Origin of the sequence: Psychromarinibacter sp. S121 (assembly GCF_049801035.1) — a bacterium.
Taxonomy (GTDB): Bacteria; Pseudomonadota; Alphaproteobacteria; order Rhodobacterales; family Rhodobacteraceae; genus Psychromarinibacter.
The window spans coordinates 485142-505207 of sequence record NZ_JBNAGE010000003.1; the positions used below are offsets into that span (position 1 = coordinate 485142).

16 protein-coding genes are annotated in these 20066 nt (G+C 65.2%); 6 read left to right on the forward strand and 10 right to left on the reverse strand.

The genetic code is table 11. The features are described 5' to 3' along the window. Nucleotide 1: 1 nt before the first annotated feature. Genes ACP156_RS16110 through ACP156_RS16120 form a run of 3 tightly spaced genes read right to left on the reverse strand, consistent with a single transcriptional unit; the run spans nt 2 to nt 3438 of the window. Entirely contained in the window at nt 2–463 is a 462-nt protein-coding gene (locus ACP156_RS16110; protein ID WP_425052376.1) for a response regulator, read from the reverse strand. Beyond that, nucleotides 460–2709 (reverse strand): sensor histidine kinase, encoded by a 2250-nt coding sequence (locus tag ACP156_RS16115; RefSeq protein WP_425052377.1) that lies wholly within the window; start codon nt 2707–2709, stop codon nt 460–462. The genes ACP156_RS16110 and ACP156_RS16115 overlap by 4 nt, the downstream gene beginning before the upstream one ends. Nucleotides 2710–2715: 6 nt before the next feature. Next, nucleotides 2716–3438: a response regulator gene (locus ACP156_RS16120; RefSeq protein ID WP_425052378.1), complete on the reverse strand. Its 723-nt coding sequence runs from the start codon at nt 3436–3438 to the stop codon at nt 2716–2718. Nucleotides 3439–3673: 235 nt separating this feature from the next. Here ACP156_RS16120 and ACP156_RS16125 point away from each other — a divergent pair, with 235 nt between their 5' ends. The 3 genes from ACP156_RS16125 to ACP156_RS16135 all read left to right on the forward strand — a co-directional run bounded on the left by ACP156_RS16125 (nt 3674) and on the right by ACP156_RS16135 (nt 6366). After that, entirely contained in the window at nt 3674–4627 is a 954-nt protein-coding gene (locus ACP156_RS16125) for an aldo/keto reductase (RefSeq protein WP_425052379.1), read from the forward strand. A 58-nt stretch (nt 4628–4685) separates the two neighbouring features. After that, nucleotides 4686–5429 carry a sulfite exporter TauE/SafE family protein gene (locus tag ACP156_RS16130; RefSeq protein WP_425052380.1) on the forward strand — a complete coding sequence of 248 codons (744 nt, stop codon included), beginning with the start codon at nt 4686–4688 and terminating at the stop codon, nt 5427–5429. A 163-nt stretch (nt 5430–5592) separates the two neighbouring features. Next, the gene (locus ACP156_RS16135; RefSeq protein WP_425052381.1) at nt 5593–6366 is read left to right on the forward strand and encodes a siderophore-interacting protein; all 774 of its coding nucleotides are present in this window, start codon (nt 5593–5595) and stop codon (nt 6364–6366) included. Nucleotides 6367–6491: 125 nt separating this feature from the next. Here the strand turns inward: ACP156_RS16135 and ACP156_RS16140 are convergent, their stop codons facing one another. Then, on the reverse strand, nt 6492–8384 hold the full coding sequence (locus tag ACP156_RS16140) for an ABC transporter ATP-binding protein (protein ID WP_425052382.1): 1893 nt from the start codon (nt 8382–8384) through the stop codon (nt 6492–6494). Continuing rightward, nucleotides 8381–10240, reverse strand: a complete 1860-nt coding sequence (locus tag ACP156_RS16145; protein ID WP_425052383.1) for an ABC transporter ATP-binding protein — start codon at nt 10238–10240, stop codon at nt 8381–8383. The genes ACP156_RS16140 and ACP156_RS16145 overlap by 4 nt, the downstream gene beginning before the upstream one ends. Before the next feature lie 442 nt (nt 10241–10682). Between ACP156_RS16145 and ACP156_RS16150 the strand changes: the two genes are divergently transcribed. The 3 genes from ACP156_RS16150 (at nt 10683) to ACP156_RS16160 (ending at nt 14179) form a co-directional block, all read left to right on the forward strand. After that, nucleotides 10683–12086: a calcium-binding protein gene (locus ACP156_RS16150; protein WP_425052384.1), complete on the forward strand. Its 1404-nt coding sequence runs from the start codon at nt 10683–10685 to the stop codon at nt 12084–12086. A gap of 57 nt (nt 12087–12143) precedes the next feature. Continuing rightward, entirely contained in the window at nt 12144–13553 is a 1410-nt protein-coding gene (locus ACP156_RS16155; protein ID WP_425052385.1) for a calcium-binding protein, read from the forward strand. A 269-nt stretch (nt 13554–13822) separates the two neighbouring features. Continuing rightward, nucleotides 13823–14179 carry a hypothetical protein gene (locus tag ACP156_RS16160; RefSeq protein WP_425052386.1) on the forward strand — a complete coding sequence of 119 codons (357 nt, stop codon included), beginning with the start codon at nt 13823–13825 and terminating at the stop codon, nt 14177–14179. A gap of 192 nt (nt 14180–14371) precedes the next feature. On the opposite strand, the gene ACP156_RS16165 is transcribed toward ACP156_RS16160, so the two are convergent. The 5 genes from ACP156_RS16165 to ACP156_RS16185 all read right to left on the reverse strand — a co-directional run bounded on the left by ACP156_RS16165 (nt 14372) and on the right by ACP156_RS16185 (nt 19975). Beyond that, nucleotides 14372–15940 (reverse strand): alpha/beta fold hydrolase, encoded by a 1569-nt coding sequence (locus tag ACP156_RS16165; RefSeq protein WP_425052387.1) that lies wholly within the window; start codon nt 15938–15940, stop codon nt 14372–14374. A gap of 378 nt (nt 15941–16318) precedes the next feature. Further along, nucleotides 16319–17695: an FGGY-family carbohydrate kinase gene (locus tag ACP156_RS16170; RefSeq protein ID WP_425052389.1), complete on the reverse strand. Its 1377-nt coding sequence runs from the start codon at nt 17693–17695 to the stop codon at nt 16319–16321. Beyond that, a complete protein-coding gene (gene rhaM / locus ACP156_RS16175) occupies nt 17695–18009 on the reverse strand; it encodes an L-rhamnose mutarotase (RefSeq protein ID WP_425052390.1) in 315 nt (104 codons plus the stop codon). Before rhaM ends, ACP156_RS16170 begins: the two co-directional genes overlap by 1 nt. Then, nucleotides 18009–18998: an ABC transporter permease gene (locus tag ACP156_RS16180; RefSeq protein ID WP_425052391.1), complete on the reverse strand. Its 990-nt coding sequence runs from the start codon at nt 18996–18998 to the stop codon at nt 18009–18011. The genes rhaM and ACP156_RS16180 overlap by 1 nt, the downstream gene beginning before the upstream one ends. Beyond that, nucleotides 18995–19975 carry an ABC transporter permease gene (locus tag ACP156_RS16185; RefSeq protein WP_425052392.1) on the reverse strand — a complete coding sequence of 327 codons (981 nt, stop codon included), beginning with the start codon at nt 19973–19975 and terminating at the stop codon, nt 18995–18997. Before ACP156_RS16185 ends, ACP156_RS16180 begins: the two co-directional genes overlap by 4 nt. Between the last annotated feature and the right edge of the window lie 91 nt (nt 19976–20066).

Consider the following 20066-nt stretch of genomic DNA (forward strand, 5'->3'; position numbering starts at 1 on the left):
CTTACTCTCCCGATGCGCCGCGCATGTCGGGCAGTTCGACAAGCCGCCAGAAGCGGTCGATCGCCGCGACCAGCCTGCCGAAATCCCGGCCCGCGTTCTGTTTCAGAATATAGCCGGCCGCGTGATAAGCATACGCGGCCTGCATGTCGCGGTCGTCCGCGCTGGTGGTCATCACGAAGGCCACCGCGCGCCGCAGGTCTGGGTCGTCGCGGATCGTGCGCAGCAGTTCGATCCCGCCCATCCGTGGCAGGTTCAGGTCCGCGATCAGAACATAGGTGCGGGGGGCGCGACCGCTTTCGCCGCGCAGAAGGGCAAGCGCCTCGACCCCGTCGCGAACGCGGAAGATCGAGCAGTCCTCGCCAAGTCCGGCGAAGGCGCGGGTCACCGCCTTTGCATCGCCGTCGTCATCCTCGACCAGGACGATGCACAGCGGGCGGTCCAGAACGTCGCCGCCGCCCCTCATGCCGCGAGTGTCCCGGTTTGCGGCACACGGGGCCAGATCAGGCGAAAGCGCGTGCCACGGGTTCCGTCAGAGTCCACCGTGATGCTGCCGCCTGCGACCTCGGCGTGTTTGCGAACCATGGCAAGGCCCATGCCGCTGCCTTCGACCACGTCGCGGGGGCGCAGCGTCTGGAACAGCTCGAACACTTTCTCGTGGTACTCGGGCGGGATGCCGGGGCCGTCGTCCGTCACCGTGAACTCGAACCCCTCATGGGTTTCGGTAACGTCCAGCCGCACCAGCCCAGTGTCGCGGTCGTGGTGCTTGATGGCGTTGCTGACAAGGTTCAAAAGCACCGCCTGCACCGGCATGCGGGGCAGCGAAATCCCGGCCAGCGCCTCGCCGGTCTCAAAGCGGAACCCGTCCGGCAGGTCGATCAGTTCTCGCAGGGACTGTTCCAGTTCGGCCCCGGTGACGACCTGCGACGCGACGGGCACCCGCCCGATGCGCGAATGCAGCAACAGGTCATCCAGCAGACGCTCCATCCGCGCGACGCGGTTGCGCAGCATGGTCATGCTCTCGCGAGTGTCGTCCGTCATGTGCTCTGCAAGGTCTTCTTCCAGCCAGCGCGAGGCGTTGTCGATCACGCGCAACGGCGCTTTCAGGTCGTGCGATGCGACAAAGGCGAAACGGTCGAGTTCCTCGTTCGAGCGCGACAGCGCTTCGATCAACGACTGCATCCGGCGGCTTTCCACACGTTCCGAGATGTCGTGCACGACACCGATGAAATGCGTGGCGCCGTCGTAGACGGCCCGACTGATCGTGATTTCCAGCGGGATGCGGCTTCCGTCCTTGCGCACACCACTGATGGCGCGGTTGAAGCCCATCTTGCGGCGGGTCGGCACCACGGCCTCGCGCACATAGCCGCGATGAGCGGCGCGGATCTCTTCCGGGACAAGCATCGACAGTTCCTGTCCGATCAGTTCGTCGCGGGAATAGCCGAACAGCTCCAGCGCGACGGGGTTCGCTTCTTCGATGCGACCTTTCGCATCGACCGAGAAAATGGCGTCGGCGACGCCGTGAACCATCGCTTTCGATCTGGCGCTTTCGCGGATCAAATCGTCCGCCATGCTTTGGAACGCGCGGGCGAGTTCGCCGACCTCGTCGCGTCCCGCCGGCAGATCGGGAAGGGGCGTGCCGGAAACGCGGTACGACCGGATCGCTTCGGAAAGGGTGCGCAGCGGCATCGTCAACTGGCGACCGAGGAGATAGGACAACAATCCGGCCAAAACGGTCACGATCGCCCCTGCCGCGATTTCCAGCGTAAAGACGCGCTGGGCCGGCAACCGGAGCACCGACAGCGGAAGGGCCGTCTGGATATGCAATGTGAACGGGCGGTCGGGGCGGCGTTCGAACACGGGGACGGTGACAACCGCGGCTTCGTCCGCCACTACAAGCCGTCCGGCGGGGCCATCAAGCAACGCCGCATGTGGTGGCGGTGTCCAACCGGCTTCGCTGTGGAACTGCAGGGGCGACACGCCGGTCGCGTCCCAAGTCATGTGGTCAAGCGCACTGGTCACCGCGGTGACGGTGAAGTCCGCGCCAAGGCTGGGGGCCGCGGAGCGCAGCAGCTTTTCATAGTCGGCGTTGATCACCAGGGCCCCGAACAGCGCGCCCTCGGCATCGAATACCGGTACGACGTACCGGATGGTTGCCGGGCCGACATCGCGCCCGTGTTCGCGGTTCAGCGTCACGTCAGAAAAATACCCCTCGGACATCGGGGCGCGTTGCAGCGGGGCGAGATACGGCTCGTTTCCCTTGGCCTGCATCTCTGCCAGCGGAACGACATGCACACCAGAGACGGTTCGGTCGACCCGGACCAGTTCGGTCCAGTTGTCTTCCATTCCGATATAGCGGATCTGCGTGAAATGCGTCGTGTTCCGAAGCACGGCGCGAAAGATCTGCACCAGCCGCGCCCGCCACAGGGCCGCCGAGGTGCCGTCATGGGGGTCGAGCCCGTCCGGTGCGCGCATGGCACGGATCAGGCCGGAGATCGGAGGGGTTCCAGAGAGGCTTCGTGCGTCACGCTCCATCCGGCGCAGCGAGTCCTCGATCTGTTCGGAATACAGGGCGGCGGTCGCACGAAGATAGCGCCGCGCCTCTTCGTCGCCCTGAACCCGGACATAGTGGAACGACATCAGCGCGAACAGGATGGACACGAAAACCGTTGAGATCACGCCCAACAGAATGATCTTGATGTGCAGTCTCATGCGTGGTCACCCCCCGGCGTGCCGGTCTGATTGACCCGAAAGCGAAGGGGTGCCGTCCGCGATGGACTTCAGTTCGTCGAGAAAGCGCGCGAGTTCGCCGCAAGAGCGGGTGACCACCAGCGTGTCCTTGCGCGTTTCCGGGTCTGTTCCGGCGCTGTTCCGGATGCGCCAGACACCATGCATCATCTCGGTCAGGATGGATTGCAGTTCCGGCGCGCTGGAGGTCAGAAAGCTTTGCAGCGCTGCGCCAAGTTCGCCGACCTGCTGGTTGCCCGCCAGCGCGGCCAGCAGAATGCGCCGCTCGAACGCGCCGGTGATCGCCTTGCGCAGCATCTCGGGGCCAAGTTCTTCCTTGATGATATAGTCCGAGCAGCCAGAGCGCATCGCCTCGATGATCACGTCGTGCTGGCCGACGCTGGTCACCATGATCAGGATCGCGTCGCGCTGAAGCGCATGGTCCTTCGCGATTTTCAGGCCGTCCAACCCGGTTTCCATCCCAAGGTGGTAGTCGAGAAAGATCACCTGATACGCCTGCCGGTCCAGCGCGGCGCGAAACTGTTCCAGCGTCGCGGCCTCGGAATAGTCGGGTTGAAGCCCGGCCTTGCCGCAGACCCGGCGCAGGCGAAGGCGGTCTATTTCCTGGTCGTCAAGGATCAGAACTGCCGGTGGCGCGTTGCCCGCCCCGTTGAATTCATGCAGCGCCATGGCCGCCGTATTGTCACGCAGCATCCCAATTCCTCCGGTCGTAGCCCCGCGCGGAACGTTATGCCCATGCGGGTTAAGTCCGGGTGAATCCGACACCGGCGCGCAATCTCCTCGTGTGGATCGGGAAAGGTATGCCGCTGGCACAAACATGGTTTGCGCCCTCTCGCGGGTTGCATCGGAGTGTCGGGCGCTAACTGGACCGAAGACGGGATGCGGCCGCCCTTGGCTTGGCCGGCCCGGACAAAACAGGAGAAAGATCATGGACAAGAGGACACTGGGAACCACCGGTTTCGACATCGCGCCCATCGTGTTCGGCGGCAACGTGCTGGGCTGGACCGCCGATGAAGCCGAAAGCTTCCGCGTGCTCGACGCTTTCGTCGACCACGGCTTCGACGCGATCGACACCGCCGACGTCTACTCGGCCTGGGCCGAGGGGCACACGGGCGGCGAATCCGAAGAGGTTCTCGGCAACTGGTTCAAGGCGCGCCCCGGCATGCGCGACAAGGTGAAGCTGTTCACCAAGGTCGGCAGCGACATGGGCGGCCCGGGCGAGAAGGGCCTGTCCGAGGCGTGGATCCTGAAGGCCGCCGACAAGTCGCTGGCGCGGCTCGGTGCCGATTATGTCGACCTGTATTTCTCGCACTGGCCGGATTCAGAGGTCACCCACGCCGAAACGCTGGGCGCGTACGACAAGCTGCTGAAGGCCGGCAAGATCAAGGCCATCGGCGCTTCGAACTACGACGTGGCGCTTCTGACCGCCGCGCTCGAGGCGTCAAAGGCCGAGGGGTTGCCCGCCTATCAGGTGATCCAGCCGGAATACAATCTTTACGACCGCGACGCGCTGGACGGCGGTCTGCGCGAATTGTGTATGAAGAACGATATCGGTGTTGTGACCTACTTCAGCCTCGCGGCGGGTTTCCTGTCTGGCAAGTACCGCTCGAAAGCGGATCTCGAGGGGCGTCAGCGCGGCGGTATGGTCGAGAAATACCTGAACGACCGCGGCTTGCGCATTCTGGACGTGCTGGAAGACGTGGCGGGCGCGCATGGCGCCAAGCCGGCCGAAGTCGCGCTTGCGTGGATCATTGCGCGCGAGGGCGTGACCGCGCCGATCGCCTCTGCCACCAGCGTGGCGCAGGTCGAAAGCTTCGCGAAGGCGGCAGAGCTGAAGCTGTCGGCCGAGGACCTGTCGCGGCTGACCGACGCGGGCGCCTGACGCCTCCGCGCGGGGGCGGTCACCGACCCCGCGCGACATTGTGCAAAGACCTTTCCGAATGACCGATACGATCCTGCTCTACTTCGCGGCGCTTGTCGTGGGCGCCTCGAAAGGGGGGCTGGCATCTGCCGCCGCCATCGCGGTGCCGATGCTTGCCCTTTTCATGAACCCGGTCCGCGCGGCCGCGATCCTGTTGCCGGTCTACGTTGTGACGGACTGGATCGGCGTCTGGCTGTACCGCAAGAGTTTCTCGAAGCGGAACCTTCTGATCCTGACGCCCGCCATCGTTCTGGGCGTGGGTGTCGCCACGCTGGTGACGCCTTACACCTCGGAAGCCGCGCTGCTGATCTTCACCGGTGCAATCGGTCTTTGGTACTGCTGGCGGGCTTGGGTGAAGCGGGGCAGCGACGAGAAAGCCGAGGCCCATGTGCTGCCGGGGCTGTTCTGGGGCACGATCACCGGTATCGCCAGTTTCATCACCCATTCGGGCGCGCCGCCGTCGCAGGCTTTCCTGTTGCCGCAAAAGCTGCCCAAGCTGGAATTCGCCGGAACCGTCGCGATCAGCTTCGCTATCGGCAATCTTGTGAAGCTTCCGGCCTACTGGGCCATCGGCCAGTTCGACGGGCTGAACTGGTGGCTGATCGCAGGGCTGACGGTGGCGGGCGTCGGCGGCACCTTCGTCGGCCGCTGGCTGGTACGGCTGATGCCAGAAGCGACCTACATGCGGATCATCCAGACCCTGCTGTTCGCGCTGTCCGTGATCCTTCTGGTGCGGGGCGGGGCAGAAGCGCTGGCCGGTTGAACATCCGGTCGATAGCGCTAACTTCAAACGTGGTGCCGCGTGAAATTCTCGCGACTGGCGACGGAAATTATCCGACCGGTCGTATCACGCCACACCGGCAAGCAACGCGGAGGCCGCTTCGGCCCGCTGCCAGCCAGATATCAAATCCGCGAAAGGCACAGATATGCCCATAACTACACGCCGCGTCCGGCATGAAATCCGTTTTCGCCGGGCGACCGTCGTCTCGAACACCCGCATTACGCCCGGCATGGCCCGGATCGTGGTGGAGACGCCCGATCTCAGGGGCTTTGTCTCGCTGGGGTTCGACGACCATGTGAAACTGTTCTTCCCGCGCCCGGGACAGGACCTCCCCACCCCCACGCGCGGCGAGCGCGGGCTGGAATGGCCCGGAGAGGCGCCGGAGATGCGAGACTTTACCCCGCGCGCGTTCGATGCCGAGGCGGGGCGGCTGACGCTTGACTTCGTGCTGCATGACGAGGGCACCGCCGGTCCTTGGGCCGCGCAGGCCAAGCCCGGTGACATGCTGGGCGTCGGCGGCCCGCGCGGGTCCTTCGTGGTCGAGGGAACCGCCGACTGGCACCTGCTGATCGGCGACGCCACCGCGCTTCCGGCCATCGCGCGCCGGATCGAGGAACTGCCGGACGACACCCGCATCGAAGCGATCATCGAGGTCGCGGACGCGAGCGAGATCCAGCGTTTCGACACCGACGCCGACCTTACCGTGCTGTGGCTGTGCCGCGACCGGGGCCAGACGCTGGGAGGTTACCTCGACACGCTTGAAGAACTGCCCGAAGGCGAGGGCTTCGTCTTCGTCGCGGCCGAGGCAGGTGACGTGGCGAAGGCGCGCGCCCGGATGGAAGCGCTGGATCATCCCGGCGAGAACCTGAAGGCGTCAAACTACTGGCACCGTGAGAAGGTAGAGAGCGCGGTGCACTGAAAGATGCGAGGGCCCGCCCGGAACAATGGCGCAAAGCGCCGCCGGGCAGCGCCCGACCGCACTGCGGCCCGGCGATGTCCGGATGCGCGCCGTGATCGGCGCGCTGGCGGATTAACTCACCATCCTCACGTCGCCATTGCCCGATCCGCATCCGAAAGATCATCCGGCAGATCGTCGAAGCTCGCGTAGTTCAGCGAATAGAGCTTCGAATACAGACCCTTCTGCGCCATCAGCGCCTCGTGGTTGCCTTCCTCGATCAGCGTACCCTGCTGCAATACGACGATCCTGTCCGCGTTGCGGATGGTCGCCAGCCGGTGCGCGATCACCAGCCCGGTGCGCCCCTCGAGAAGCTTCTGCAACGCCTTCTGGATCAGCATCTCGGTATAGCTGTCGATGTTGGCGGTCGCTTCGTCCAGCACAAGGATCTTGGCATCCGCCACCAGTGCGCGGGCGAAGGACAGAAGCTGCCGCTGGCCCAAGGACAGGTTCGACCCGCGCTCTTCCAGCATCGTGTCATACCCTTGGGGCAGGGCAGCCACGAAGTCATGCGCGCCCACGGCCTTGGTTGCCTCGATCACGTCGTCGTCCGATGCCCAGTGCGACGAATAGCGGATGTTGTCCATCACGGTGCCGGTGAATAGGTAAGGCTCTTGCAAGACCATCGCGATGTGGCGGCCAAGGCTTTCCTGCGTGACGTCCCGCACGTCTTTGCCGCCGACGAGCACGGCGCCGTCCTGCACATCGTAGAACCGGTGGATCAGCGACATCGACGACGACTTGCCCGACCCGGTGGGACCGACCAGCGCGACCGTCTCGCCGGATTTCACCTTGAACGACACGTCCTTCAGCACCGGGTGTTTCGGGTTATAGCCGAATGTCACGTTCCGGAACTCGACCGAGCCGTCGTCGGCCTTGGTCAGCGGCACCGCGTCGGGGGCGTCTTCCACCGACACCTCGACGTCCAGCACCTCGGTCAGGCGGTGGCCCGACGCCATGGCGCGCTGCATCACCGAGTACTGCATGGTCAGTGACCGGATCGGGTCGAAGAACCGCTGGATGTAGAACAGGAAGGCGACCATCACGCCAACCTCGATCCGGCCCGACACGACCATCAGGCCGCCCGCCACGACAACCACCGCCATCGCGATACCGGTAAGGCTGTCGACGATAGGGATCATGATCTGCGCCAGCCGCGAGGCGCGCAGGTGCGCGTTGTAGTTCGTCTGGACCAGTTCGCCGTACAGCTTGGCGTTCAGCGTGGCGCGGTCCATCGCCTGAACCGCGCGGACGCCGTGGATCGCCTCGGCCAGCGCGCCGTTGGTGACCGAGTTCGCCTCGTGCGCGGCCATGAATGCGGCACGCGCCTTGGACAGCCACAGCACGCGCACACCGAACAGGATCGGCAGCGCCAGCAGAACCATCGCCGCCAGTTGCCAGTCGAGCCACAGCATCACCACGACGATGCCCACCAGCAGCAGCAGGTCGCCCACCGACATGATCGACGTCTCAAGGAATTCCTGCATCGAGTTCACATCGCCCTGCAACCGCGACATCAGGCGGCCGACCTCGGTCTTGTCCATGAAGGACAGCGACACGCGCTGCAGGTGGGCGAACATCTTGCGCCGAATGTCGAACAGCACGTTCTCGGCCATCCGGCCCGTCACGCGTTCCTGCACCAGCGAGGCGATGAAGTTGATCACGATCGCCAGCGCGAACAGCGCCACGATCAGCGTCAGCGTGCCCGGAGCTGCGTCGGCGGCCATGCCGTGGTCGATGGCGAAGCGGATCAACAGCGGGATCGACAGCTGCGACAGGGTGAAGATGATCACCGCCGTCACCGCGATCCAGACGCGGCTGCGATAGGGCTCGACGAAAGCCCAGATCCGCCGCACGACCTTGCCGTCGAAGGCGCGGCCGAAAATCTCTTCCTCGATACGGTCCGAGCCGACCACGGCCCGCATGCGCGGGCGGCCGTCGTCGTGCGGGTCGCGGGGTTCGCCGGTGCGGGTCGGGCTCATCGGGTCGTCTCCATCTCGTCCAGCACATCGCCTTCGGGGCGCATCTGAAGATCGTGCAGGGCGGTGTACCGGCCGCCGAGGGCCAGCAGTTCCTCGTGGGTTCCCTGTTCGACGACCTTGCCGTCCTCAAGGAAGATGATCCGGTCCGCATGCATCAGCGACGCCAGCCGGTGCGCCACGATCAGCGTCACGCGGTCCTTGGCATAGTCCTTCATCGCCGCCCGGATGCGGCTTTCGGTGCCCGCGTCGATGGCGGCCGTCGAGTCGTCGAAGATCAGCACCGCGGGCTCGGTCATCAGCGTGCGCGCGATGGACAGCCGCTGCCGCTGGCCGCCCGACAGCGAGACGCCGCGCTCGCCGACGATGGTGTCGTACTTGCGGGGCAGGCCCAGCACATAGTCGTGCAGCTGCGCCGACTCGGCGACGCCCCGGATGCGGCCGTCCTGCGTATAGGGTTCGGCATAGGCGATGTTGTTCTCGATCGAGGTCGTGAACAGGAAGCTGTCCTGCTGGACCACTGCCACCGCCTGCCGGACCGAGGACAGCGTCACGTCGCGCAGGTCCTGCCCGTCGATGCGGATCGCCCCCTCGGTCGGGTCATAGAACCGTGGCAGCAGGTGCATCAGCGTCGTCTTGCCGGATCCCGGTGCGCCGACGATGCCGATGGTCTCGCCCCGTTTCGCGCTGAAGCTGATCCCCGACACCGCGCGGCGGTCACCCGAGCCGGCATAGGAGAAACCCACGTTGTCCAGCGTCAACGTACCTTCGGTGATGTCCAGCGGCTTCGCGCCGGGGGCATCGTCGACTTCCATCGGCATGTCGATCAACGCAAACAGCCGCGCGCCGCAGGTCGAGGCACGGGCGTAGGCGTTGACCATCAGGCCAAGCTGGCGAACCGGCATCTGGAGGATCGTCATGAAGGTCAGGAAGGTCGCCAGCGTGCCGACCGTGATCGACCCGTTCGCCACCTGACGACCGCCCACCAGCAGCACCAGCCCCATCGCGGTGAAGAAGGCCAGCGTCATCACCGAGGTGTTGGTCACCCGGACAGTGACCCGTTCATGGCTGAGTTCCAGCGCGGTCTTCGAGGCGCGGTCGAATTTCGCCATCTCGTGATCGGCGGCGGCAAAGGCCCGGACGACGCGGATACCGGCGAGGTTCTCTTCCATAACCTGGCTCAGGACGCCGAGCTTCTCCTGCAACACCAGCCACGTGCGGCGCAGGGTCAGTTGCATGACCGAACTGCGCCACGCCGCGAAGGGCACGAAGGACAGGGCCAGCAAACCCAGCACCACGTCGGTCGACAGCAGCATGAACGCGCCGATGCCGATCAGCAGCGCCAGCAGCACGGTCCGGACCAGCGCGGTCGAGAAATACATCCGCACCCCTTCCAGATCGAGCATCCCGACGGTGATCAGGTCGCCCGAATGGGTGCGGTCGTGAAACGAGAACGGCAGACGCTGGATCTTGTCATAGATCGCGTTGCGCAGGTCTTGCGCCAGCGCGTGACCCACGGATTCCGCCGTGTAGTTCTGCACCAGCGTGAACAGCCCGCGCAGGACCGAGGCAATCATCAGCGTCAGCGCGATCAGCACCAGCGCGCGGGTATCGGCGCCGTCGCCCGCCATCGCCTGCGTCGCGTCCACGGCGCGGCCAAGGATCATCGGGATCGACAGCTGCATGGCCACCGCCGCGACCGTCGCCAGCATCGAAAGCGCCACCCGGCGCGGATACTTCAGGCACATGCGTGTGATCCGCGCGATCGCGCCCAGCCCCTGCTTGCGGTCGACGCTGTTCGTGCGGCGGAACTGGCGCGGGTCTGCGGCGTCCCGGGCCGGGGCGGTCTGATCTGTCATCTTTGTCATCTCCCGCGGGCCGGGAAGAGGCCGCGCAATTCGGGGCGGGCCGTGACTGTCCGTCGCGTGTCGCGAATGTCGTCGAGACCGGGTCCGCGGGGCGAATGCGGGCGAGGCTGGAGGGCAAGGGGCGATGGGCTGCGGCGGGAATCCGGCGTCAGCGAGACCGTAGACCATCCCGGCAGGAAGGTCGATACGTTCGCGCTGTGCCTGTGAAACAGGCAGAAAACCTCGCTTTTTAACGGCTCGCCGCAGCTTTTTGACCTTCAGGTAAAATTTTTCTCCGGATCGCCCGCAATTCAACGGGGATTACAACGGTGGCTACAACGGTCCACCCGATCCTTGCGCGCAGGCGGCGCCGCAAGCGCCTTGCCCAGTTTCGATTTCAACCGGAAGAGGTGCGCCCCCGCGCTCCATCCGGCATGCGCAGGGGACGGAAAACATGGCAATCACGACAATCGACGGGCTTGTTGAAACGCAGCAGACCCCGAACACGGGCGACACGATCATGATCACGCAGAGCGGGGCGTTGGTCTTCGGTGGCCGCGCCGTCAACACGAGCGGGGCCGACGTCATCGTCAACAACAGCGGTGACCTGTTCGGCGGCGTCCGGTCTACCGGGCAGGGTCTGAGCATCACCAACAGCGGCGTCATGTCCGGAGACGACAACACCGTCGTAAGCGTGAGCGCCGGCGGCGACCTGCCGGCCAACATGACCCTCACGAACACCGGCGTCATCCAATCGGCGGGCGACACCGGCCCGACGATCATTGCCCAGAGCGGCGGCAACTTGATCCAGAACAGCGGCGAGATCATCGCGTTCGAGGACTCGGCGATCCTTCTGTTCGCCTCGGTCGACAGCACACCCGGCGGCCACGCGAACCGGATCGTGAACACCGGCACCATCGTGGGTGGTGCGTTCCGGGCCAGCACGGGTGCGGTGTTCCAGCAATCCTCGATCATCACCGGCGAGGACAAGGACGTCCTGATCAACTCGGGCACCCTGATCGGCGATGTCTTCATGGGGTTCAGCGACGATACGTTCGACGGGCGCGGCGGTACGGTTTTCGGGATCGTGCACGGCGGGTTCAACGACGACCTCTACATCATCGACGACGCGTCCATCGCGCTGCAGGAGGACCAGAACCAAGGCGTCGATACGGTCGAGACCTACGTGAACTACACGCTCGAGGACAACTTCGAGATCCTCGAACTCGGCGGAGCGGACGATATCGACGGCACCGGCAACGACCAGCAGAACACTCTGTCTGGCAATGCCGGCAACAACCGGCTGGCGGGCGGCGGGTCGCGCGACCTGATCGACGGCGGCGCCGGGGATGACGACATCGACGGCGGCCGCGGCAACGACGTGATCGACGGCGGCGACGGCAACGACACCATCGCGGGCCGGTCCGGCAATGACGTGATCGACGGCGGCGAGGGCGACGATTTCATCTTCGGCGGGCTCGGCGCCGACAACATGAGCGGCGGCGACGGGAACGACACGCTCAAGGGCGGGCTGGGCTCTGACACGATGGACGGCGGCGCCGGGGCGGACAGCTTCGTGTTCACGCGGGTGGCCGACAGCATCGGCGGCGTCTCGGACGTGATCGCGAACTTCGAGGTGGGCGTCGACCGGCTCGACCTCACCGGTCTCGTCAGCGGCGGCATGGACGTGAACATCCGGGGCGGTTTCACCGGCAATGGGCAGGCCTCGCTGCGCACCTTCGAGAACTCGTTCGGCGACACGATCGTTTTCGTGGACGCGGACGGTGACGGCGGCACGGACATGCGCATCGAAATCGACCTCGTGACCGGCCTGACCGGCAGCGATTTCGCCGCCTGACGCGGCGCAAGTTCACTAAGCAAAACAAAAAACTGCACACAATCGAGTACGGAATACATGGCGATCTTCAACATCAACAATCTGCGAACAACAGCGATCAACCCCATCTCAGACGACAGTATAGTCGTCTCGCAGAACGGAACTCTGAGCATTGAGGGGATCGCCATCGCTTTCGGCACGGCAGAGGATGTGCGGCTTTTGAATGCAGGTACGATCTTCGGCGGAATCGAGGGTGACGGACCGGGCTTGACGATTACCAATACCGGGACGATGTCCACCTCCGACGACGAGGTGATAGACATCGGTGTGCAAGGTGGACCGGTGAATTTCACCCTCCACAACAGCGGCAATGTCTATTCCATGGGGTACGCTGACAATGCGATCCTGCTTCAGTCCGGCGGTAACGTCTTCATCAATTCGGGCGAGATCGTCGGGCACCAGCAAAGCGCGATCCTGATATTCTCGGAAGTGGATGGTTTTAATGGGGCTGCGGGCACACGTGAGAACCTGATCGTCAACACCGGTCTCATCTCTTCCGGATTCGGTGCAAACTCGAGCGGCACTTTGATAGAGCGTCCCGCAATAAACCTGTTTGCCGACGCGGACACTGTCATCAATCAGGGCACCATTCTGGGCGGCGTCAAGCTTGGGTCCGCCGATGATATCTTCGACGGTCGCGGCGGCACGGTGGTTGGCGAGGTGTCCGGTGGCTTCGGTGACGATCTGTTCATCATCGACGACGCCTCAATCGAACTGGCCGAGTTCGAGGGCGAGGGCAGCGATACCGTGCAGGCTTACGTAAGCTATGCGCTCGAAGACAATTTCGAGATCCTCGAACTCGGCGGAGCGGGCGATATCGACGGGACCGGCAACGGTCAGCAAAACACCCTGCTTGGCAATGCCGGCAACAACCGGCTTGCGGGCGGCGGATCGAGCGACGTGATCGACGGGGGCGCCGGGGATGACGACATCGACGGCGGCCGCGGCAACGACGTGCTCTTCGGCGGCGACGGGAACGACACCATCGCGGGTCGTGCCGGCAACGAAGTGATCGACGGCGGCGATGGTGACGATTGGATCTTCGGCGGTCTCGGCGTCGACGCGATCACCAGCGGTGACGGCAACGACACGCTGATCGGCGGCGAAGGGTCCGACGAACTGACCGGCGGCGGCGGGCAGGACGTCTTTGTCTTCGCCCGGCTGTCCGACAGCCCCAACGGTGCCGGAGACATCGTGACCGACTTCGAGGTGGGCACGGATCTCATTGACCTGTCGAGCTTTTCCAACGGCATTCTGAACATCGCGATCGGCGGCTCGTTCACCGCCGCCGGCCCCAGCGCGCGGACCTTCGAGAACTCTTTCGGCAACACGGTGCTGCGGATCGATGTTGACGGCAACGGCTCGACCGACATGCGCGTCGATATCGTCGGTGCTCAGGGACTGACCGAGGCGGATTTCATCCTGTAACCGGCCACTGTCAGGCGGGAGAGCCCCAAGGGGCGGGCGACGTTTGCACGCCGCCCCTCGTTTCTCGCCTTAACTTTTAAAAACAACGCTTTCGCCCCCGCTGCCGTCCGATTTGACAACGCTGAATACAACGGCGGCAGGTGACAACGGGCACTGGCGATGGCGGGGCGCGGCGGCCTTGTCCCCTGGGTGGGAACGCGCCGCGCCGGATCGCTGACGAATTCTTGGCCCGACAACGGCGTCGGGCTGCCAATCAAGGGAACACGACAATGAAATTTCTGACCATCATGGCCGCCGCGCTGGCCCTTTCGACCTCTGCCGTCTTCGCGGCTCCGGCCGGCAAGGCCAACGGCGTTCTGGTCGATGGCAAAGGCATGACGCTTTACACCTTCGACAACGATACCTCGGGCACCTCGAATTGCTATGGCGGCTGCGCCAAAAGCTGGCCCCCGTTCATCGCAGCCTCGGGCGCCGCAGCCGAGGGAGACTTCACCCTTGTCGAGCGCAAGGACGGGGCGATGCAGTGGGCCGTGAACGGCCAGCCGCTGTACTACTGGGCCGGCGACCGCAAGCCGGGCGACATCAATGGCGATGGCGTCGGCGGCGTGCGGCACGTCCTGAAATAAAACGTCCCCGGGGGCGGCCAAGGTCGCCTCCGAACCGAAGCGCTGCCTTTTGTCCTAGGGCGGCGCTTTACCTCGTGCGGGCGGCGGCCGTGAGCGTCGTTCCGTGCGGCAAGGAGGGCGCGCCAACTCAACCCGATCCCAATCGGCGCGTCCTCCAACCTGACCCGGCCCACACCCGGTCGCGCAGTGTTCTCAGATACGGTGTTCCGCCAGAAACGCGGCCGAGGCCTCGACGCACTCCAGCCACGCCGGTTCCGTATCCATCAGGATGTGGTTGCGGCTTTCCAGTGGAACGAAATGCGCGTTCGGGATGCCTGCGGCCAGCTCTCGCCCAAGATCCAGCGGAATGCGCTGGTCGTGGCGCGAGTGCAGCACCAAGGTCGGCGCTTTTACCTGAGCCAGCCTGTCCCGCACATCGATATGCCCGAACGCGTTCTGGAACCGCGCGGCGTTGGCGGGCGAGGTCGTCTGGCGCTGGAACTCGTCGAACCACGCAAGATCGTCCTGCGTCGCCTCGGGCATGAAGGTCTGCGAAAAGATGTGCCGGTACGCGGGGTTGTCGGTGCCCCAGCCCACCTCGGTCAGTGTTAGCACCGCTTCGCGCCGGGCTTGTTCCTCGGGCGTGGCAAGGTGCCGCCAGCCCGCCGCGTAGCCACCGATCAGGATCAGGCCGCTGACCCGTTCGGGATGCCGCACAGCGTATTCGATCGAAACCGCCGCACCCTGCGAAATACCCAGCAGCGGAAAGCGCTTCAGCCCCAGCTTGTCGGCCACCGCTTCGAGATCCTCGACGAAGGCATCGAAGCTCAGGTCGTCCACGTCCCAATCCGACAGGCCGCAGCCGCGCTCGTCGTACCGAATGAAGGTGCGGGTGCGGGCGATTTCGGCAAAGCTCTTGCCCCAGATCGGGCTGCTCCAGTCGAATTCGAGGTGATTGAGCCAGTTCGCCGCCTTCAGCAGCGGAGGGCCGTCGCCGATGGTGGCATAGGCGATCTTCGTGCCGTCGTTTACTTGGCAAAAGCCGATGCGCTGGGCACGCAGCGAGCGGGCGCGGGCATTGGCGACCCGCTGCGAGGGGTCGTCGAGGGTCGGCACCGGACCCGAGGACCGGACGGGCCGGACATTGCGCGGGGCAGGAGCCTTCGGCGCCTCTCGCTCGAACCCTTCGGCGCCTTCGGGGTCCTCCTCTTGCCACAGCCGCAGCCACTTTTGCGCGGCCATGCTGTCGACGTCGGGATGACCCGCAAGCGACTTCAGCACCGTCACCCGGGCGATCCGCGCATCCTCGCGCTCGGCGGTCAGCCAACTGTCGAACGCCTCGTCGCCCGCGCCGTCCAAACCGTCAAGGAACACGTGGCCCAGCATTCCGGCCAGCCGTTCCAGCGTCTCGGCCGAAGGCGCGGCGTTTCGGTCGCGCAGACAGGCCTGCATCGCGCGCGCGTCGACTTCGACACCGCGCATGTCGAACTGTACCCGTTCCCGGTCGGCGATGATGCGCGGCTGTGTCTCGCCGTCCACGACCTTGCGCAATTTGCTAAGCGACCAGCGCAACGCGGCCTTGGGGTCGTCGGGCAGGTCCCACAGCATCTCGCACAGCCGCTCACGGCGATGCGGGCGCCCGGTGGCAACCAGGAAAGCCAGCAAGGCCCGTGCCTTGCGTGACGCGGGCAGGGGGACTTCCCGTCCGTCCGAAACGACTTTCAGCTCGCCGAACAGCGAGATTTCCATGACTTCGGGCAATTCCGGCTCCGAGAAAAACAACGTCCCCGCTCCTCCGTTAACACCCGGTCCACAACGCTGACAACAACGCTGCTACGTCAAACGGGATTTGCGGGCGGCGATTTGCGGTTCTTTCGCAAGGTCACGCGTCCGCGTTCAGTAAAAGGACGCGCCGCGAGCAATATCTGGGAGCGAAGGCGGAGATGAACGAACCGGCGGCCGAATGGTCGGAAACGATCCCCAATATTGAATTTGATGTTCTGACATCCGACCCGCATGCCGAGATTGCCCGCCTGCGCGCAGGGCATCGAGTTATACGGTATGCCGAGCGTCAATACATGGTCTTGCGTGCTTGCGACCTTCCTGACGGATTTCTTCCTGTTCGCGAATGGCGAGGATCACCGCCGCGCCGCCGGGCCGTCATGCGCTGGCGGCGGGCTCGGGGTTGCGGGCTACGGCCCGGGACCATGCTTGGGCATAGGTGCGCCATCGCGGGTCCGTGGGTGCGTCGGTCACCGTCAGCGCGGGCACCGGCGCGTCCGGTCGCGCCAGCAGGGCGGCACCGATGCTGGTCCCGGTGGCGGACGCTGCGGTAGAGACGGGTCTCCCCGTCGCCGCGCCCAGCATGTCGTGGAAGGGTTGGTTCCGGGCGAAGGGACCCTCGACGATGGTGGGGCCGTCCGCACCGATCAGGTCAAGGCAGGTCGCCGTCATCAGCGCAAGATAGAACGACAACGCCGCACCCCTCTGGCCGGGTGTCAGCGCTGGGTCGGACCAGCCGCCCCGTCGCCGCTGGAACGGGCCCGAGCCGGGTTCAAGCGAAGGCAGCAGGAACAGACCGCGCTTCAGCACCGTGTCGATGTCGTCAGCCGACGGCGGTGTCGTCTCGCCCTTCGCCAGTTCGTATTCCCGCCCGCCCATGAAACGCGCCGATGGCGTCGCCTCGCCGTGGGCGTTGACGTTCATCAGGGTGTCGCGGGTGGCGTTGAGCGGGGGCGCCACGCTGCCGACCGCCATCGAAATCACCCATGTGCCTGTCGAGGCGACGCTGAACGGGGCTTCGGTGCTGATGAGATGCGGCAGCAGGGAGGCGTTGGAATCGTGAATGCCGGAATGGACCGGCGTGCCCTCGGGCAGACCGGTACGCGCCGCGATCTCGGGCAGTAGCGTTCCGGCCACGTCCGAGGCGCGGGCAAGGGGAGCCATCCTGCCGGTCAGGCCGAGCGCCTGGACCAGCGCAGAGTACCGGCCCTCGCGCGGGAGCCACAGGTCGGTGTGACAGCCCAGCGAGGTGTACTCGCAGGCATAGTTGCCGGTCAGACGGCCCGACCAGAACTGCGGATAGGTGACGACCTGCGCGATGCGATCCCGCAACCCGGCCTGCGTTTCCAGCAGCCAGTGTACCTGCGCCCCCACGTTCAGCCCCATCGGCAAACGGGGCGAGCCGGTGTCGGCGAAGGGGGGCCGGATCGCGTCATAGGCATCGGCCAGCGTGTCCGGGCCGTCATGTTCATAGTCAAGCATCGGGCAGGCCAGCCCGCCGTCCGCGTCCAAAAGCACGATAGAGGCCCCATGCGCGGTGACGCTGATGGCGTCGATGCCGAGTTCGGAATGCAGGGTGGCAAGGCTGTCCAGCAGGAACGCCCAGTGCCCCTCGATATCGTAATGCGGATAGGGTGGGCCGGGGCGCACGGCGTTGGGCCGGGTCAGCACGCCGATCTCGCGCATTTCCACGGTGTCGACGACCGCCAGCTTGGCATTCGTCTTGCCGATGTCGATGACGGCAACGTTGCTCATCAGGGCATGTGGAACATCGGGACAAGTGGCACCGCGACGGGCTCGTTGTCCGGTTTCGTTTCCATGATGTCGGCCATATGCGCCCACCAGCGCTGCATCACCTCGTGCTGCGGCAGCGCGTCCATGCCGTGATCGTCGGTGCGCCACAGGACGCCGAACAGGTGGTTCGTTTCCTCGTCGAGGTGGATCGAATAGTCCGACACGCCCGCGTCCTTCAGCAAAGCGGACAGTTCCGGCCATATCTCGTCATGGCGGCGCTTGTACTCGTCGGCGCAACCGGGGGTCAGCGTCATGCGGAACGCGTATTTCTCCATTACGGCCTCCACTTCTGCCAGAGACGGGGCAGGGCGATGACGCCGATCAGCAGCAGACCGATGAAGATCGACATCACGATCCCCGGCACGTTCAGCAGGCCAAGGCCGAAGGTCACCAGCCCCATCACGAAGGCGGCGATGACAACGCCCGGAATGGTGCCCGAGCCGCCAAGGATCGACACCCCGCCCAGCACCACCATCGTCACCACCTCAAGCTCCCAGCCGAAGGCGATGGACGGGCGGGTCGAGCCCAGCCGCGACGTCAGGCAGATCGCCGCGATACCCGACATCAGGCCGGTCAGCAGGAACAGGATGAACTTCACCCGCGCCACCTTGATGCCCGAGAAGGCCGCGCCGGTGGCGTTGTTGCCGATGGCATAGACCATGCGGCCGAAGTTGGTCTTGTGCAGCAGCACGCCGTAGATGACGGCCAGCACCGCGAACAGGACGAACTCGAACGAGATCACCCACCAGACATAGCCCTGCCCGAAGTACGAGAACCCGGACGGGTAGCCACGATAGGCCTGATCGCCCAGCACGATGTAGCTGATGCCGCGAAACAGGCTCATCGTGCCGATGGTCACCACGATGGACGGCAGGCCAAGGCCCGTCACCAACACCCCGTTGAACGCGCCGCACAGCAGCCCGGTGACGATGCCGATCACCACCAACTCGGGCGTGCCCGCACCCATCTGCACCGCCGCGCCCATCGCGGTCGAGGCCAGCGCGATGATCGAGGCGACGGACAGGTCGATCTCTCCCGAGATGATCAGCAGCGCCATCGCGAAGGCGATCATCGCTTTCTCGGTAAAGTTGAAGGTCGCGTCGCTGAGGTTCCAGGCGTTCAGGAAGTAGGGCGAGGCAAGGCTGTTCGCGATGAAGATCGCCACGGCCACGGCCAGCAGCAGGACCTCCCAGCTTTTCAGCAGGCGCGCGGCGGGCGACTGCAGCCGGTTCGGAACGTGACGGGAAGAGGCGGCGTCGGTCATGCGTGGCCCTCGGCGCTTTTCAGGATGATGCGGCCCTTCGAGCGGCTGGAGCGCGCGTTGAAGGCGACGGCGACGATGATGGCGGTGCCCGAGATGGCCATCTGCCAGAACGGCGAGATGTTCACGACCGGCAGCGCGTTCTTGACGATGCCAAGGAACAGCGCGCCGAGGATGGTGCCAAGGATCGTTCCCGCGCCACCCGCGATCGAAATGCCGCCGATCACGCAGGCCGCGACGACCTCAAGCTCGAAGCCGCCGGCGATGTCGACATAGGCCACCGAATAGCGCGCGACCCACAGGTATCCGGTCAGCCCCGCCAGCGCGCCCGAGATCACGAAGGCCATGAACTGCGTGCGACCCACGTCGATCCCGGTGTAGACCGCCGCGCCGGGGTTGCCGCCCACAGCATAGAAGGCGCGGCCCAGCGGGGTACGGGCGATCATCACGAAGAACAGCGCGGCCACGAAGATCGCAATCCACGCCAGCATAGGCAGGCCGAGGATGTCGAAGCGCGGAAAGCCGATGAAGGCGGGGCTCATCTCGTGCGCGTTGACCCATGCGCCGTCCGAGATCACGAAGATCAGCCCGCGGTAAATGGTCATGGTGCCCAGCGTCACGACGATGGGCGGGATCGACAGTTTCCAGACCATCACGCCGTTGATCGCGCCCATCACTGCGCCCATCGCGACAGCCAGCAGCAGGATCGCGGCCACAGGAACACCCGGCATGGCCGCGTTCAGCATGGCGCAGACCATTCCGGTCAGCGCAAGGTTCGCGGCCACCGACAGGTCGATGCACCGGGTCAGGATCACGACGGTCTGCCCCAGCGCGAGGATGATCAACGGCGAGGTGTCGGTGAACACGCGGGCCAGGTTCGACGGCTCGACGAAGGCCGGGAAACGGCTGGCGATCAGGGCCAGCAGCACGGCGATAGCGCCCAGCAGGATCGCCTCGCGCGATTTGAGGAAGGCGGTCATGGGCGGGGGCCTTTCATTTGCATCATGGTATTCGGGGAAATCCGCTTTGAATGGAGGGACCGCCCGGGCATCAGCCCGGGCAGCGCCGACC